This is a genomic window from Cellulosimicrobium sp. NPDC030954 (assembly GCF_055571305.1).
This window is the reverse complement of record NZ_JBVIFN010000003.1, coordinates 169,054-184,864: the sequence shown is the minus strand read 5'-3', so window position 1 is coordinate 184,864 and position 15,811 is coordinate 169,054. Positions and strand designations below refer to the sequence as shown.

Here is a 15,811-nt window from a genome sequence, read left to right as displayed (position 1 = left end):
GTCCTGACCGGCCGCGTCGTCTCGCATGCTGACACCGTGGGACGCGACGGCCTGACAGAATGTCCGGCGTGACGCACGCGAGCATCGACCATCAGGCCACCCGCATCGTCGTCCTCGGAGGCGGGCCCGGCGGCTACGAGGCCGCTCTCGTCGCCCGCCGGCTCGGCGCCGACGTGACCGTCGTCGAACGGCACGGCCTGGGCGGCGCGGCCGTGCTCACGGACGTCGTCCCCTCCAAGACCCTCATCGCGACCGCCGACTGGATGACCATCGCGGAGCGCGCCGCCGAGCTCGGGATCCGCCTGCCCGTCGACACTGCCAAGGCGCAGCACCCGGCCATGCGCCGGCACATCGTCGACCTCGAGGCCGTGAACACGCGCGTCATGGCGCTCGCGGCGGCACAGTCCGCGGACATCCACGCGCGGCTGGAGCGCGAGGGCGTGCGCGTCGTCATCGGCGAGGGTCGCCTCGACGGCCCCGAGCGCGTCGTCGTCGACTCGCCCGACGGCACCGACGGTCCCGTCGTGCTCGACGCCGACGTGATCCTGCTCGCGGTCGGCGCGACGCCGCGCGTCCTGCCGACGGCGCAGCCCGACGGCGAGCGCATCCTCACGTGGACGCAGCTCTACAACCTGGCCGAGCTCCCGGAACGGCTGATCGTCGTCGGGTCGGGCGTCACCGGCGCCGAGTTCGCGGGCGCGTACAACGCGCTGGGGTCCGACGTCGTCCTCGTGTCGAGCCGCGACCGCGTGCTCCCGGGGGAGGACGCCGACGCCGCGGAGCTGCTCGAGGGCGTGTTCCGCTCGCGCGGCATGACCGTCATGTCGCGGTCCCGTGCCGAGTCCGCCGAGCGCACCGAGGACGGCGTGCGCGTCACCCTGTCCGACGGCCGCGTCGTCGAGGGCTCGCACGTCCTCATCGCCGTCGGCGCCATCCCCTCGACGAGCGGCATCGGCCTCGAGGAGGCCGGGGTCCGGCTCACGCCGAGCGGCCACGTGGAGGTGGACAAGGTGTCGCGCACGTCCGTGCGCGGCATCTACGCGGCCGGCGACTGCACCGGGGTGCTGCCGCTCGCGTCGGTCGCCGCCATGCAGGGCCGGGTCGCCATGTCGCACGCGCTCGGCGACGCCGTCGTGCCGATCAAGCTGCGGACCGTCGCGGCGAACATCTTCACCGCGCCCGAGATCGCGACCGTCGGGTACAGCGAGGAGCGGCTCAAGGCGCAGAACAGCAAGTACGTCACGACCGTGCTGCCGCTCGCGCGCAACCCGCGCGCCAAGATGCTCGGCATGCGCGACGGCTTCGTCAAGCTCTTCGCGCACCCCGAGGCGGGGGTCGTCCTCGGCGGCGTCGTCGTCGCGCCGCGGGCGAGCGAGCTCGTGTTCCCCATCACGCTCGCCGTGTCGCACCGGCTCACCGTCGACGACGTCGCGGAGGCCTTCACCGTCTACCCGTCGCTCTCCGGGTCCATCGCCGAGGTCGCGCGCATGCTGCACCACCGCGAGGACTGAGCGCGGCGGTTCCCCTCGGCGGGCTCGTCAGCCGAGCACGTCGAGGAGCCGGCGGGCGCTCGCGGCCGGGTCGTCCGCGCCCGTGAGGAACGTGCGGTGCGCCAGGCCGCGCGTCCCGACGTCGTCGAACCACTCGGCGAGGAAGTCGTGGCCGTCACGGACCCAGTCCGTGCCCTTCGCCGCGACCGACCGCGCCCGCAGCACCGTCAGCGCGTGCTCGCGGTCGGCGCCGGGCAGGACGAGGACGACGTGCGGCACGGGCGCGAGCGCCGCACGGACGCGGTCCAGGCATGCCGGGTCCGTGTACGACGCGTGCCCGGCACCCAGCGCGAGCACCGCGCCGGGGTGGTCGGCCACGGCACGCTCGACGGCGTGCGCCCGCGCCGGCTCCCACTCCCGCTCCGCGGCGACCCGGCCGACCACCGCGATGCGCTCGACGAGCCGGTCGACGCTCCACCCGACCTCCGGGTAGTAGCGGTCGGCGACGGCATCGAGGTCGACGAACGCGACGCCGAGCAGCCCGGCGACGAGCTCGCCGAGCGTGGACTTGCCGGTGGCCGCAGGGCCGAGCAGGACGAGGACCGGCGCGACGGCCCGGCCGTCGGCGTGATGCTGCGACACGTCAGAGCCGACCGTCCAGCCGCAGCGTCCCGTCCGCGAACGCCAGCTCGGTGAGCTGGAACCCGGGGAAGGTGTGCTCGAGCACCCCGCCGAGCAGCGCCTGCACGTCGACCGCGACCCGCGCCTCGGGCAGCATGCGCACGGCCTCCGGCAGCAGGCCCCGGGAACGCAGGGCTCCCTGCAACGGCGCCTCGACGAAGCCGAGCAGCTTGTGCGCGGGCAGGCCGGCGGCGTTGGCCTCGACCGCGAGCACGGCGGTGCCGGCCACGACCGACTCGACGTGCAGCGTCGCCCGGACCACGGGGACCAGCCGCGCGGCGAGCCTCAGCGCCGACGGCGGGTCGGGCACCTCGCGCAGGTCGACGACGACCCGCACGTCGTCGCCCTCGCTCGTCACCGAGCGCACGTACGGCGGCAGCCCGCCCGTCGCACGCGCGATCTCGACGGCCTCGGTCACGGTCAGCTCGATGCGCACCCGCTGACCCTAACGCGGCGAGGTGAGAGCCGAGTCGCGCGAGGTAGAGCCGTGGTTGCGCGGGTAGAACCCTGGTTGCGCGGGGACAGGGCCGTGGTCGCGCGGCGACAGGTCTGTCAGACCGCGGGCCGCCGACGCGGGCGTCAGCCGCGCGCGCGGAGCTCGGCGAGCAGGGGGCGGTGGTCGGAGGCGGTGACGTCGAGGACCTCGAAGGAGCGGAAGGTCACGGGGTCGGAACCGAAGACCCAGTCGATGCGGTGGGCGGGCGCGACCGAGGGCGACGTGAGGGCGTCGGGGTCGCCGGCGGCGTCCTGGCCGCTCTCGAGCCCGTGCTCCTCCAGCAGGGTGATCTCGTCCCAGCCGGGCTCGGCGTTGAGGTCTCCCGCGAGGACGTACGCGCCCTCCACGGGCTCGTCGGCGAGGAGCGTCTCGAGCTGGTCGAGCCGGGTCGGCGTGTTCTCCTCGCGGTGCTGGAGGTGCACGGAGGTCACGCGCACGGGGACGCCGGCGGCGTCGAGCGTCGCGGTGATCGCCGAGCGCTCCTGCGGCCCCGCGCCGTACGGCAGGGCGTGGCGCGCGACGTCGGCGAGGTCGCCGCGCAGCGGGTCCCAGAGGATCGCGTTGCCGAACTGGCGGTCGGCCGCGGGGACGAAGACGACGCGCATCCCCGTCTCGCGCGCGAGGTAGGTCGCCATGTCGGCGCCGCCGCCGAGCACCCAGCCGCGGGACACCTCCTGGAGCGTGACGACATCGGCCCCGGAGCCGTCGATCGTCGCGACCATCTCGTCGAGGCGGACCGACGGGTCGGCGCTCACGCCGTAGTGCAGGTTCCAGTCGAGCAGGCGCAGGTCGCCGACGGGGTAGTCGGCGACGGCGGACGTCGTGGTCGGCACGTGCACCTGCGTCACCCCGACGAGCGCGATCAGCGCGACCGCCCCGCCGACGGCGAGCGCCGGGATCTCTGCGCGACCGGCGGCGGGCGTCGTGCCCGGCGCCGCGGGGTCGCCCGCGGAGGCCGTGGCGCCCCGGGCGCGGAGTCCGGCGGCGACGGCGGGCACGGCGAGCGCGAGCGCCGCGGCGACGGGGACGAGCGTGTGCGGGAACGGGAGCGGGACGTCGTACTCGAGCTGGTACCCGAGCAGGGGGACCGCCATCCCGAGCCCGGCGACGCTCGCTGCGCCGGCGAGGCGCAGCCACGTGAGCGGGTGCGCCGCGCGGGTCAGGGCGAGCGCGAGCGTGCGGGCGGCGACGGGGACGAGCAGCACGAGCAGAACGAGGAGCGCCCAGCCCCCGACGGCCCCCGGCCCGTCCAGGCGCGGCACGGCGAGGAACACGACGGCGACGCCCACGACGAGCAGGGCGGGGGACACCCACGGCGACCCCGGCGGGGTCGAGCGCCCCGTCCACGGGACGAACCACGCGGCGAGCACGGCGGCGACGGCGAGCGCGCCGACGGCGAACGGCAGCGCGACGCCCGCCTGCGACGCGGCGAACGCGGGGTTGGCGAGCGCCTGCACGAGGAGCGCGACGAACGGGCCGAGCACCCAGAGCCCGCGCGATCCCGGCCGGGCCGCGCGCCCCCGCAGCGCCGCCGCGCACGCGACGGCACCGGCGGCGACGACGACCGTCACGACCCACCCCGCGACGTCGGCGCGCCAGTACGCGTCCCAGGTGCCGAGGACCGCGCTCAGCGCCCCGGCGAGCAGCGCGCCGAGCACGATGCCGACGGCGACGAGCGACCCGCGCGCGATCGGGGAGCCGGAGCGCGACGGCGTCGGCCCCGGAGCGGCGTCGGTCCCGGGCGCGGGGTCCGCACCGCCCGCCGGTCCGCCCGTCCCGCTCGCGAACGCGGCGACGAGCACCAGCACGCCGATCCCGAGCGCGACCGTCGCGAGCCCGACGCCGTAGCGCACGAGCCCGAGGTCGACGCCCCCGGCGATGGCGGCGCCGAGCCCCTGGAGCGCGAGGCGCGCGACGGCGAGCGACGTCACCGCGAGCAGCACGACCTTGCCCGTGAGCTCGAGGCGCGCCGTGATCATCACGACGAGGACGCCGGGTGCGGCGTACGTCGCGAGCGCCGTGAGGGCCACGGTGACGACGCCCGCGGAGAACGCGTGGTCGAGCAGCGGCCCGCTGGACCGCACGAGCTCGACGACGATCGCGGTGACCGTCACGAGGAGGAGGAGCGGGACGACGGTCGCCCGGTCGAGCCGGGCGGCGGACCGAGGCACGGGCCGCGGGGAGGGGGGCTGCGCTGCGCTCACGAGGCACGACGGTACCCGGCGGCCGATGTGATCCGCACCACACGATCGGGTCTTCCGTGCCAGACTGAGGGATCGGCTGCGACGGCGCGCCACCACCTCGGCGCGCGAGGAGGCGAGGACGTGGAGACGACGGCGGGGATGTCTCCGGTCGCGCAGGGTGCCACGAGCGCCCCGACCGCGACGGACGACGGACGCGCGCGCGCCGGGCAGGCGCGCGTAGGGCACTGGGTCGCGGGTCGCGTGCGACCGGACGCGGAACGGTACGGGCCGGTCCACGACCCGGCGTCGGGCACGGTGACGGGACAGGTCGCGCTCGCGTCCGCGGGCGACGTCGACGCCGCGGTCGCGGCGGCGCGGGACGCGTTCCCCGCATGGCGCGCGACGAGCGTCTCGCGCCGCGTCGAGATCCTCTTCGCGTTCCACCAGCTCCTCGTGGAGCACCGCGACGAGATCGCCGCGGTGGTGAGCGCGGAGCACGGCAAGGTGCTCTCGGACGCGGCGGGCGAGGTCGCGCGCGCGCTCGAGTGCGTCGAGTTCGCGTGCGGGATCGGCCAGCTCCTCAAGGGCGGGTACACCGAGCAGGCGTCGTCGGGCGTGGACGTGCACGAGGTGAAGCAGGCCCTCGGCGTCGTCGCCTGCATCACGCCGTTCAACTTCCCGGCCATGGTGCCGCTGTGGATGATCCCGAACGCGATCGCGTGCGGGAACGCGGTCGTGCTCAAGCCGAGCGAGCGCGACCCGTCGGCGTCGCTCGTCGTCGCGCGGCTGCTCCAGGAGGCCGGCCTGCCCGACGGCGTCGTGAACGTCGTGCAGGGCGACCGGGTCGCGGTGGAGCGCCTGCTGGAGCACCCCGACGTGGAGGCCGTGAGCTTCGTCGGCTCGACGCCCGTCGCCCGCCACGTGTACGAGACGGGGACGCGGCACGGCAAGCGGGTCCAGGCCCTCGGCGGCGCGAAGAACCACATGGTGGTCCTGCCCGACGCCGACGTGGACGTCGCGGCGGACGCGGCGGTCTCCGCGGCGTACGGGTCGGCGGGCGAGCGGTGCATGGCGGTCTCCGTGCTCGTCGCCGTGGGCGCGGTGGCCGACCCGCTCGTCGAGGCGATCCGCGAGCGCGTGGCGCGCCTCGTCGTCGGGCCGGGTTCCGACCCCGCGTCCCAGATGGGGCCGCTCATCACGGCCGAGCACCGCGACCGGGTCGCGGCGCGCGTCGGCACGGCGGCCGAGGAGGGCGCGACGCTCGTCGTCGACGGCCGCCGGGCGCCCGACGGCACCCCCGACCTGGGGGAGGGGTTCTTCCTGCACCCCACGCTCGTCGACCACGTGCGACCCGAGCACACGGTGTACCGCGAGGAGATCTTCGGGCCGGTGCTGTCCGTCGTCCGGGCGGACACGTACGACGAGGCGGTCGGGCTCGTCAACGACAACCCGTACGGCAACGGCGCGGCGATCTTCACGCGCGACGGCGGCGCGGCGCGCGCGTTCGAGGTCGACGCCCGCGCGGGCATGATCGGCGTCAACGTCCCCATCCCCGTGCCGGTCGGCTACTACTCGTTCGGGGGCTGGAAGAGCTCGCTCTTCGGCGACCTGCACGTCTACGGACCGGAGAGCGTGCAGTTCTACACGCGCACCAAGGTCGTCACGACGCGCTGGCCCGACCCGTCGACGGCGGGCGTCGACCTCGGCTTTCCCCGGACTCGGTGAGCGACCGATGACGACGGAGGAGCTCGCCCGGCGCACGTCGCGCACGCGCGCCGACGACCGGTACGTCTTCCACTCCTGGTCCGCGCAGGGCGCGATCGACCCGCTGCCCGTCGCGGGCGGCGAGGGCGCGTGGTTCTGGGACGAGGACGGCAACCGCTACCTCGACTTCGCGTCCCAGCTCGTCAACCTCAACCTGGGCCACCAGCACCCCCGCCTCGTGGCGGCGCTGCAGGCCCAGGCCGGGCGCCTCGCGACGGTCGGGCCGACCTTCGCCAACGACGTGCGGGGCGAGCTCGCCCGGCTCATCGCGGAGCGCGCCCCGGGCGCGCGGGACGGCGGGTCGGCGACCGGCGACGAGCGACGATGGCGCGTCTTCTTCACGAACGGCGGGGCCGACGCGGTCGAGAACGCGGTGCGCCTCGCGCGCCTGCACACCGGGCGCGCGAAGGTGCTCGCCGCGTACCGGTCGTACCACGGCAACACCACGACGGCGATCTCCCTCACGGGCGACCCGCGCCGGTGGCCCAACGAGGTCTCGCCGGACCCGCACGTGCGCCACTTCCTCGGGCCCTACACGTACCGCTCGTCGTTCGGGGCGGCCGACGACGCGGAGGAGGGCGAGCGCGCGCTCGCCCACCTGCGGGAGGTCGTGCAGCTCGAGGGGCCCGGGACGGTCGCGGCGATCCTGCTCGAGACGGTCGTCGGGACCAACGGCGTGCTGGTCCCGCCCGACGGCTACCTCGCGGGCGTGCGCGCGCTGTGCGACGAGCACGGGATCCTGCTCGTCACCGACGAGGTGATGGTCGGGTTCGGGCGGGTCGGCGAGTGGTTCGCGGTGGACCGGTGGGGCGTCGTGCCGGACCTCGTGACCTTCGCCAAGGGCGTGAACTCGGGCTACGTGCCGCTCGGCGGCGTCGTGATCGGTGAGCACGTCGCGCGGACGTTCGACGACCGCGTGTTCCCCGGCGGGCTCACCTACTCCGGCCACCCGCTCGCGTGCGCCGTCGGGGTCGAGTCGGTCCGCACGTTCGAGGACGAGCGGATCCTGGAGCGGGTGCGCACGCTCGGCGCCGACGTGATCGGGCCGCGGCTGCGCGAGATCGCCGCCCGGCACCCGAGCGTCGGCGACGTGCGCGGGCTCGGGTTCTTCTGGGCGGTCGAGCTCGTGCGCGACCGGGAGACGCGCGAGCCCCTCGTCCCGTTCAACGCGAGCGGCCCCGCCGCCGCGCCGATGGGCGCCGTCGTCGCCGCGGTCAAGGAGCGCGGCGTGTGGCCGTTCGTGCACTTCAACCGCCTGCACGTCGCGCCGCCGCTCGTCACGTCCGCCGCCGACCTCGAGCACGGCCTCGCGGCGATCGACGCGGCGCTCGACGTCGCCGACGAGCAGGCCGAGGCGGTGCGGGCATGAAATGGGCCCGGTTCGCGCCCCCAGACCAGGCCCATTTCATGCCCACAACCGAGGAGGGGTCATGACCGCCGTACGTGCCGCGCTCACCCAGGTCCGCTGGACGGGCGACAAGGAGTCGATGATCGACGCCCACGAGAAGCACCTGCGCGACGCCGCCGACCAGGGCGCGAGGCTCGTGTGCTTCCAGGAGCTGTTCTACGGGCCGTACTTCTGCCAGGTGCAGGACGCCGCGTACTACGCGTACGCCGAGTCGGTGCCCGGCCCCACGGTCGAGCGGTTCTCGGCGCTCGCGGCCGAGCTGGGGACCGTCGTCGTGCTGCCCGTGTACGAGGAGGAGCAGCCGGGGGTGCTCTACAACACGGCGGCCGTGATCGACGCGGACGGGCGCTACCTCGGCAAGTACCGCAAGACGCACATCCCGCACGTGCGCGGGTTCTGGGAGAAGTTCTACTTCCGCCCCGGCAACCTCGGGTACCCGGTGTTCGACACCGCCGTCGGGCGCGTGGGCGTGTACATCTGCTACGACCGGCACTTCCCCGAGGGCTGGCGCGCGCTCGGGCTGAACGGGGCGGAGATCGTGCTCAACCCCAGCGCGACGAGCCGCGGGCTGTCGAACTACCTGTGGAAGCTCGAGCAGCCGGCGGCGGCGGTCGCGAACGAGTACTACGTCGGCGCGAGCAACCGGGTGGGCGTGGAGGACCTGGGCGACGACGACTTCTACGGCACGTCGTACTTCGTCGACCCCGAGGGCGCGTTCGTCGGGGACCCCGCCGACGACCACGAGGAGGAGCTCGTGGTGCGCGACCTCGACCTGGACCTGCTGCGCGTCGTGCGCGACCGGTGGCAGTTCTACCGGGATCGCCGACCGGACGCCTACGACGACCTCACCCGGCCGTGACCTGAGGATCCGAGAGGGGAGCACGCGATGCCGCACACGCTGATCCGGGGAGGGACCGTCGTCGGGCCCACGGGCTCGACGCCCGCCGACGTGCTGGTCGACGGCGAGCAGGTCGCCGCGCTCCTGCGCCCCGGGGACACGAGCCTGGGCGCCAACCTTGCCGCGACCGCCGAGCGCGTGATCGACGCGACGGGCAAGTACGTCATCCCGGGCGCGGTCGACTGCCACACGCACATGGAGCTGCCGTTCGGCGGGACGAACGCGTCGGACACGTTCGAGACCGGGACGCGTGCCGCGGCCTGGGGCGGCACGACGACGATCGTCGACTTCGCCGTCCAGCGCACCGGGGAGCGGGTCCAGGACGGGCTCGCCGCGTGGCACGCCAAGGCGGACGGGCGGTGCGCGATCGACTACGGGTTCCACCAGATCCTCGGCGGCGTCGACGACGACTCGCTCAAGGCCATGGACGAGCTCGTCACCGAGGGCATCACGAGCTTCAAGCTCTTCATGGCCTACCCGGGCGTGTTCTACAGCGACGACGGGCAGATCCTGCGCGCGATGCAGAAGGCGCGCGACAACGGGTCGGTGATCATGATGCACGCCGAGAACGGCATCGCGATCGACGTGCTCGTGCGCGAGGCGCTCGACCGCGGCGACACCGCACCGTACTTCCACGGCACGAGCCGCCCGTGGGAGACCGAGGAGGAGGCGACGCACCGCGCGATCATGCTCGCGCGCCTGACCGGGGCGCCGCTGTACGTCGTGCACATGTCGGCCAAGCAGGCGGTGGCGACGCTCGCGCAGGCGCGCGACGAGGGGCACAACGTGTTCGGCGAGACGTGCCCGCAGTACCTCTACCTCTCGCTCGAGGAGCAGCTCGGCGCGCGCAGCGACGAGTGGGGCGACTTCGAGGGCGCCAAGTGGGTGTGCTCGACGCCGCTGCGCTCGCGCGCGGAGGGTCACCAGGACGAGCTGTGGCGGTACCTGCGCACGGGGGACCTGTCCGTCGTGAGCACCGACCACTGCCCGTTCTGCATGAAGGAGCAGAAGGAGCTCGGCCTCGGCGACTTCTCCAAGATCCCCAACGGGATCGGGGGCGTCGAGCACCGCCTCGACCTGCTCTACCAGGGCGTCGTCAACGGGCGGATCTCGCGCGAGCGGTGGGTCGAGCTGTGCTGCACGACGCCGGCCCGCATGTTCGGGCTCGACGGCCGCAAGGGCGTGCTCGCCCCGGGCGCGGACGCCGACGTCGTCGTCTACGACCCCGCCGGGCGCACCTCGATCGGGTACGGGAAGACGCACCACATGAACATGGACCACTCCGCGTGGGAGGGGTTCGAGGTCGACGGGCACGTGGACGTCGTCATGTCGCGCGGGCGCGTGGTCGTCGAGGACGGCACGTACCACGGCACCCCCGGGCACGGGCGGTTCCTGCGGCGCGGGCTGTCGGCGTACCTGCGCTGAGCGCGGGGACCTGATCGGAGGCGGGCGCATGGACCTCGGGGTGGTGCTGCAGAACGACCCGCCGGCGTGGCGGGTCGTCGACCTCGCGCGGCAGGCGGAGACGTACGGCTTCACGCACGTGTGGACGTTCGACTCGCACCTGCTGTGGGAGGAGCCGTTCGTCGTCTACTCCCAGATCCTCGCCGCCACGCACCGGGTCACGGTCGGCCCCATGGTCACCAACCCCGCCACGCGCGACGTCACCGTCACCGCCTCGCTCTTCGCGACCCTCAACGAGATGTTCGGCAACCGGACGATCTGCGGGATCGGCCGGGGGGACTCCGCCGTGCGCGTGATCAACGGGAGGCCCGTGACGCTCGCCGAGCTCCGCGAGGCCATCGGCGTGATCCGTGGCCTCGCGTCGGGCGAGGCGGTGGAGTACCGCGGCTCGACGCTGCGGCTCCCGTGGAACCCCGACTCCCGGCTCCCGGTGTGGGTGGCCGCGTACGGGCCCAGGGCGCTCGCGCTCACGGGGGAGGTGGGCGACGGGTTCATCCTCCAGCTCGCGGACCCCGACGTCGTCGCGTGGTCCGTCGCGGCGGTGCGCGCCGCCGCCGAGCGCGCGGGACGCGACCCGGACGCGATCCGCATCTGCGTGGCCGCGCCCGCCTACGTGACGGGCACCGCGCCCGCGGACGGCGAGGCGGGACGGCACGCGCTCGCGCACGCCTACGACCAGTGCCGCTGGTTCGGCGGGATGGTCGGCAACCACGTCGCGGAGATCGTCGCGCGCTACGGTCCCGGCGGGTCCGAGGAGGGTGCGGGGGTGACCATCCCGCACGCGCTCACCGACTTCGTGGCCGGGCGCGAGGGCTACGACTACAACGAGCACGGGCGCGCGGGCAACACGCACACCGCGTTCGTCACGGACGAGATCGTCGACCGGTTCTGCCTCGTCGGGCCGGCGGAACGGCACGTCGAGCGCCTGCGGGAGCTCGCCGCGCTCGGGGTCGACCAGTTCGCCCTCTACCTCCAGCACGACGCCAAGGACGAGACCCTGCGCGCGTACGGCGAGACGGTCGGACCCGCCGTGCGCGACCTCGCCCGCGCGCGCGAGTGAGCGCGCACGACCCCACCCGCGTGACGGTCACGCGACGGACCGCGTGACGGACCGCGTGACGGGCTCCGTGACGGACTGCGTGACCCACCCCACGTGACTGCCCGGGTGCGACGGGACCTTCGGCCCTGTCCGGGCGTACCGCCGCTTTCCTACGGTCGGGACCGTGGAAAACCCTCGCGGCGTGACGACCAGGACGCCGTTCCGCGCGCTCCTCGTGCTGCCCGCCGGGGTCGCGCTGCTCACGGGGCTCGCGACCGGGCTCGCCCTGCTCGGCCTCCCGTCGCCCGTCCCCGCCGCGCGGGTCCAGGACGCGCACGGCCTCCTCATGGTGCTCGGGTTCGTCGGCACCCTCGTCACCCTCGAACGGGCCGTCGCCGTGCGGCGACCGGTCGCCTACCTCGCGCCCGCCGCGCTCGGCCTCGGCGCGCTCGCGCTCCTCTCGCCCGCACCCCGCGCCGTCGGTCAGGGGCTCCTCGTCGCGGGAACTCTCGGGCTCGTCGCGATCTACGCCGTCGTGTGGCGACGGCAGCCCGCCGTCGCGACGGCGATCCAGGCCGCGGGCGCCGTGCTCGCCGTCGGGGGTGCCGCGCTCTGGGCCGCGGGCCTCGCGGTGCCGGACCTGCTGCCGTGGCTCGTCGGGTTCGTCGCCTGGACCGTGCTCGGCGAGCGGGTCGAGCTCGCGCGGCTCGAGATCGACGCCCGCACCGAGCGCACGGTCCTCGCCGGGGCGCTGGTCTACCTCGGCGCCGCGTGCCTCGCCCTGCTCGCGCCCGCACCCGGGTACGCCGTCGCCGGGGCGGCGCTCGCGGCGTCGGCCGTCACGCTGCTGCGGCACGACGTCGCGCGCCGCACCGTCCGCGGTCGCGGGCTGCCGCGCTTCGCCGCGGCGGCGATGCTCGCGGGCTACGCGTGGCTCGTCCTCGCCGGCGCGGCCTGGGTGTTCCTCGCGGCCGGCGCGGGGCCCACCGGGCTCGGCCCCGTGGTGACGCTGCGCTCCGGGACGACGTACGACGCCGTCGTGCACGCCGTGTTCCTCGGGTTCGGGCTGTCGATGATCATGGCGCACGGGCCGCTCATCCTCCCGGCCGTCCTGCGCCGTCCGCTCCCGTACCGCGCCGCGATGTGGGCGCCGCTCGTCCTGCTGCACGCCTCGCTCGCGGTCCGGGTCACCGGTGACCTCGCGGGCGACGGACCGGGCGCGGTCGCGGCCGTCCGCGTCGGCGGCGTCGGGAACGTCGTCGCCGTGCTCGCGTTCGTCGGGGTCGCGCTGTGGTCGGCACTGCTCCGCGACCAGAGCTCTACCTCGCGTGACCCGGCCTCTACCTCGCGTGACCAGCCCTCTGCCTCGCGTGACCAGGGCTCTACCTCGGCCGACCGGGCCTCTGCCTCGCGCGACCGGGGTTCTCCCTCGGCCCCGTCCGCCGTGCTCCCGATCGTCTCCGGAAGGTGACCGTGCCCGCCTCGCCCGAGCGACCCTCGCTCCTGACCGCCCGACCCGCCGGACCGCTGCCCGGCACGCAGAAGGTCGGGGGAACGGGCCGGAACCTGTGGCTCCACGCGCTCGTCCTCGGGTGGTTCGTCGCCGAGGCGGTGCTCGTCGTGGTGCACCGGTTCGTGCCCGACGCGCTGTGGCTCATGGTTCACGTGCTCATGCTCGGCGCGGTGAGCACGGCGATCCTCGTGTGGAGCCAGCACTTCGCCGACACGATGCTGCGCCGCCAGGCGCCGGGCGGGCGCCCGCTGCACGTCGCGCGGCTCGCCGCGCACACGGTCGGCGCGCTGCTCGTCGTCGCGGGGCTCCTCACCGACGTGTGGTCCCTGGTCGTGGCGGGCGGGGTGCTCGTGGGTGCGGGCGCGGTGACGCACGCGACGGTGCTCGTGCTCCAGGGCCGCGGTGCGCTGCCGTCGCGCTTCGGCCGGCTCGTCCGCTACTACGTGGTCGCCGCGGCGTGCCTCCCGGTCGGCGTGACGCTCGGCGTCCTCATGGCCCGTGGCGGCGCGGGGACGGAGGCGTACGGCCGCCTCTACGTGGCGCACGTGACGCTCAACGTCCTCGGGTGGGTGGGGCTCACCGTGCTCGGCACGCTCGTGCTCCTGTGGCCGACCGTGCTGCGCACCCGCATCGAGCCCGACGCCGACGTCGCGGCCCGCCGCGCGCTCCCGGTGCTCACCGCGGGGATCCTGCTCGTCGTCGTGGCGTGCACGGTCGGCTGGCGGCCCCTCGTCGCGGCCGGGGCGGCGGTCGTGCTGGGCGGTGTCGTGCTCGTCGGGCGGCACCTCGCGGCACAGGGTCGCGCCGCGCAGCGCGGAGCCTGGGGGTTCGCCGCGTGGAGCCTCGCCGCGTCGGTCGTGTGGTTCGCCGGGAGCGTGGCCGCGTTCGGGGCCCGGGTCGCGACGGCGCCGTCGTGGGCCGCCGCGCAGGACGCGATCGGCGGGCTGCTGCTCCCGTTCGTCGTCGGGTTCGCCGCGCAGGTGCTCCTCGGCGCGCTCACGTACCTCGTCCCCGTCGTGCTCGGCGGCGGCCCTGCACGACGGCGGCGCACCGAGGCCGTCGTCGGCGCCGGCGGGGCGTACCGCGTGCTCGTCGCGAACGGCGGGCTCGCGCTGTACCTCCTGCCGCTGCCGTCGTGGGTGCGCGTCGGGCTGTCGCTCGTCGTCTTCGCGACCTTCCTCGCGTTCCTCGTGCTCGCACTCCGCGCCGTCCTCGTCTCGCGGGGCGATACGGTCTCGCAGAGCGACACGGCCCCGCGGGGCGATGCGGTTCCGGGGGGAGCCGTCACCGCGCGCGCCGACGGACCCGGGCCGACGGCGGTCCCGTCCCCGGTCGGGGCACCCGCCCCGGGTGCCGCACCCGTCGCGGCGGACGCTCCGCCGTCGGGCACGCGCCGCGACGAGGCCGCCCGGGCGGTCGCTGCTCGGCGGGAGACTCAGGCGCGCCGGCCGCTCGCCGGGGCGGTGACCGCCGCGGTCGCGACCCTCGCGCTCGCGGTCGTGGGCGGCGTCGCAGCCGACCCGGTCGCGGCCGGCGTCGGCGGGGGCGGGTCCGTCGCCGCCGTGGACGGTGCGGCGGGCGCCCCCGGGGTGGTCGCGACCGGCCGCACGACGACCGTGCAGGTCGACGCCGTCGACATGCGCTTCGTCCCCGACACGATCAGCGTGCCCGCGGGCGACCGGCTCGTCATCGAGCTGACGAACGCCGACGACGACGTGCACGACCTGGTCCTCGCCGACGGCGCGACGACCGGCCGTGTCGCACCGGGCGCGACCGCGACCCTCGACGCGGGCGTCGTGAGCGGCGACCTCGACGGGTGGTGCTCCGTGGCCGGTCACCGGCTCATGGGCATGACGCTCACGGTGGAGGTCACCGGGGGCGCGGCGCTCGTCGACCCAGCGGGTCCTGAGGAGGCGCCCGCGGCCGAGGGGGCGCACGCGGGGCACGGGACGTCCTCGGGGACGGACTCGCTCGGCGTGGCGGACGCCGACCTCATGGGCGGGCCCGGGGACGGGTTCGTCGCGCGCGACGCCACGCTCCCGCCCGCCGAGTCGGACCCGTCCGGCGGACCCGTCGTGCACCGGCGCACCCTCACCGTGACGGAGGCGGTGCAGGAGGTGGCGCCCGGCGTCGAGCAGACCGTGTGGACGTTCGGCGGGACCGCGCCCGGGCCCGTGCTCCGGGGGAAGGTCGGCGACGTCTTCGAGATCACGCTCGTCAACGACGGGACGATCGGGCACTCGATCGACTTCCACGCGGGCGCGCTCGCGCCCGACGAGCCGATGCGGACCATCGCGCCGGGGGAGTCGCTCACCTACCGCTTCACGGCGACCCGGGCGGGGATCTGGATGTACCACTGCTCGACCATGCCCATGTCGCTGCACATCGCGAACGGCATGTTCGGCACGGTGATCGTCGACCCGCCGGACCTCGCCCCCGTGGACCGCGAGTACGTCGTCGTGCAGTCCGAGCTCTACCTCGGCGCGCAGGGCGCGTCCGCCGACGACGCGAAGGTCGCCGCCGCCGAGCCCGACCTCCTCACGTTCAACGGGTACGCGAACCAGTACCGCTACGACCCGCTCGCGGCCCGGGTGGGCGAGCGCGTGCGCGTCTGGGTGCTCGACGCCGGGCCGAACCGCCCGAGCGCGTTCCACGTCGTCGGCGGCCAGTTCGACACCGTCTACCACGAGGGCGCGTACGCGCTCCCGCCGGGAACCTCCGGCGGGAGCCAGGTGCTCGGCCTGCTGCCCGCGCAGGGCGGGTTCGTCGAGCTCACGTTCCCCGAGGCCGGGACCTACCCGTTCGTCACGCACGCCATGTCCGACGCCGAGCGCGGCGCGTCCGGGGCGTTCGCCGTGAGGCCCTGACCGGCCCG

The 15,811-nt window shown here is 75.2% G+C and carries 11 protein-coding genes; 8 read left to right on the top strand and 3 right to left on the bottom strand.

Going from position 1 to position 15,811, the window contains the following annotated elements; translation table 11 throughout:
* Window positions 1–59: 59 nt before the first annotated feature.
* Complete coding sequence (locus ACZ402_RS08495; RefSeq protein ID WP_375822938.1) at window positions 60–1,511, top strand: NAD(P)H-quinone dehydrogenase; 1,452 nt, start codon at window positions 60–62, stop codon at window positions 1,509–1,511.
* A gap of 27 nt (window positions 1,512–1,538) precedes the next feature.
* On the opposite strand, the gene ACZ402_RS08490 is transcribed toward ACZ402_RS08495, so the two are convergent.
* The 3 genes from ACZ402_RS08490 to ACZ402_RS08480 form a co-directional block, all read right to left on the bottom strand.
* A complete protein-coding gene (locus ACZ402_RS08490) occupies window positions 1,539–2,132 on the bottom strand; it encodes a hypothetical protein (protein ID WP_375822937.1) in 594 nt (197 codons plus the stop codon).
* Window position 2,133: 1 nt separating this feature from the next.
* A complete protein-coding gene (locus ACZ402_RS08485) occupies window positions 2,134–2,607 on the bottom strand; it encodes a hypothetical protein (RefSeq protein WP_255180858.1) in 474 nt (157 codons plus the stop codon).
* Window positions 2,608–2,750: 143 nt separating this feature from the next.
* Window positions 2,751–4,871, bottom strand: coding sequence for an endonuclease/exonuclease/phosphatase family protein (locus tag ACZ402_RS08480; protein ID WP_375822936.1), 2,121 nt, complete (start codon window positions 4,869–4,871; stop codon window positions 2,751–2,753).
* 138 nt (window positions 4,872–5,009) lie between these two features.
* Here ACZ402_RS08480 and ACZ402_RS08475 point away from each other — a divergent pair, with 138 nt between their 5' ends.
* The 7 genes from ACZ402_RS08475 (at window position 5,010) to ACZ402_RS08445 (ending at window position 15,803) form a co-directional block, all read left to right on the top strand.
* Window positions 5,010–6,575, top strand: coding sequence for a CoA-acylating methylmalonate-semialdehyde dehydrogenase (locus tag ACZ402_RS08475; RefSeq protein ID WP_375823167.1), 1,566 nt, complete (start codon window positions 5,010–5,012; stop codon window positions 6,573–6,575).
* A gap of 7 nt (window positions 6,576–6,582) precedes the next feature.
* Window positions 6,583–7,983, top strand: a complete 1,401-nt coding sequence (locus ACZ402_RS08470; protein ID WP_375822935.1) for an aspartate aminotransferase family protein — start codon at window positions 6,583–6,585, stop codon at window positions 7,981–7,983.
* 61 nt (window positions 7,984–8,044) lie between these two features.
* Window positions 8,045–8,881, top strand: coding sequence for a nitrilase-related carbon-nitrogen hydrolase (locus ACZ402_RS08465; RefSeq protein ID WP_375822934.1), 837 nt, complete (start codon window positions 8,045–8,047; stop codon window positions 8,879–8,881).
* 27 nt (window positions 8,882–8,908) lie between these two features.
* Window positions 8,909–10,345, top strand: a complete 1,437-nt coding sequence (hydA, locus tag ACZ402_RS08460) for a dihydropyrimidinase (RefSeq protein ID WP_375822933.1) — start codon at window positions 8,909–8,911, stop codon at window positions 10,343–10,345.
* A gap of 28 nt (window positions 10,346–10,373) precedes the next feature.
* Window positions 10,374–11,444 (top strand): TIGR03842 family LLM class F420-dependent oxidoreductase, encoded by a 1,071-nt coding sequence (locus ACZ402_RS08455; RefSeq protein WP_375822932.1) that lies wholly within the window; start codon window positions 10,374–10,376, stop codon window positions 11,442–11,444.
* A gap of 181 nt (window positions 11,445–11,625) precedes the next feature.
* Complete coding sequence (locus ACZ402_RS08450) at window positions 11,626–12,894, top strand: hypothetical protein (protein ID WP_375822931.1); 1,269 nt, start codon at window positions 11,626–11,628, stop codon at window positions 12,892–12,894.
* Window positions 12,891–15,803, top strand: a complete 2,913-nt coding sequence (locus tag ACZ402_RS08445) for a multicopper oxidase domain-containing protein (RefSeq protein ID WP_375822930.1) — start codon at window positions 12,891–12,893, stop codon at window positions 15,801–15,803. The genes ACZ402_RS08450 and ACZ402_RS08445 overlap by 4 nt, the downstream gene beginning before the upstream one ends.
* The last annotated feature ends 8 nt before the right edge of the window (window positions 15,804–15,811 follow it).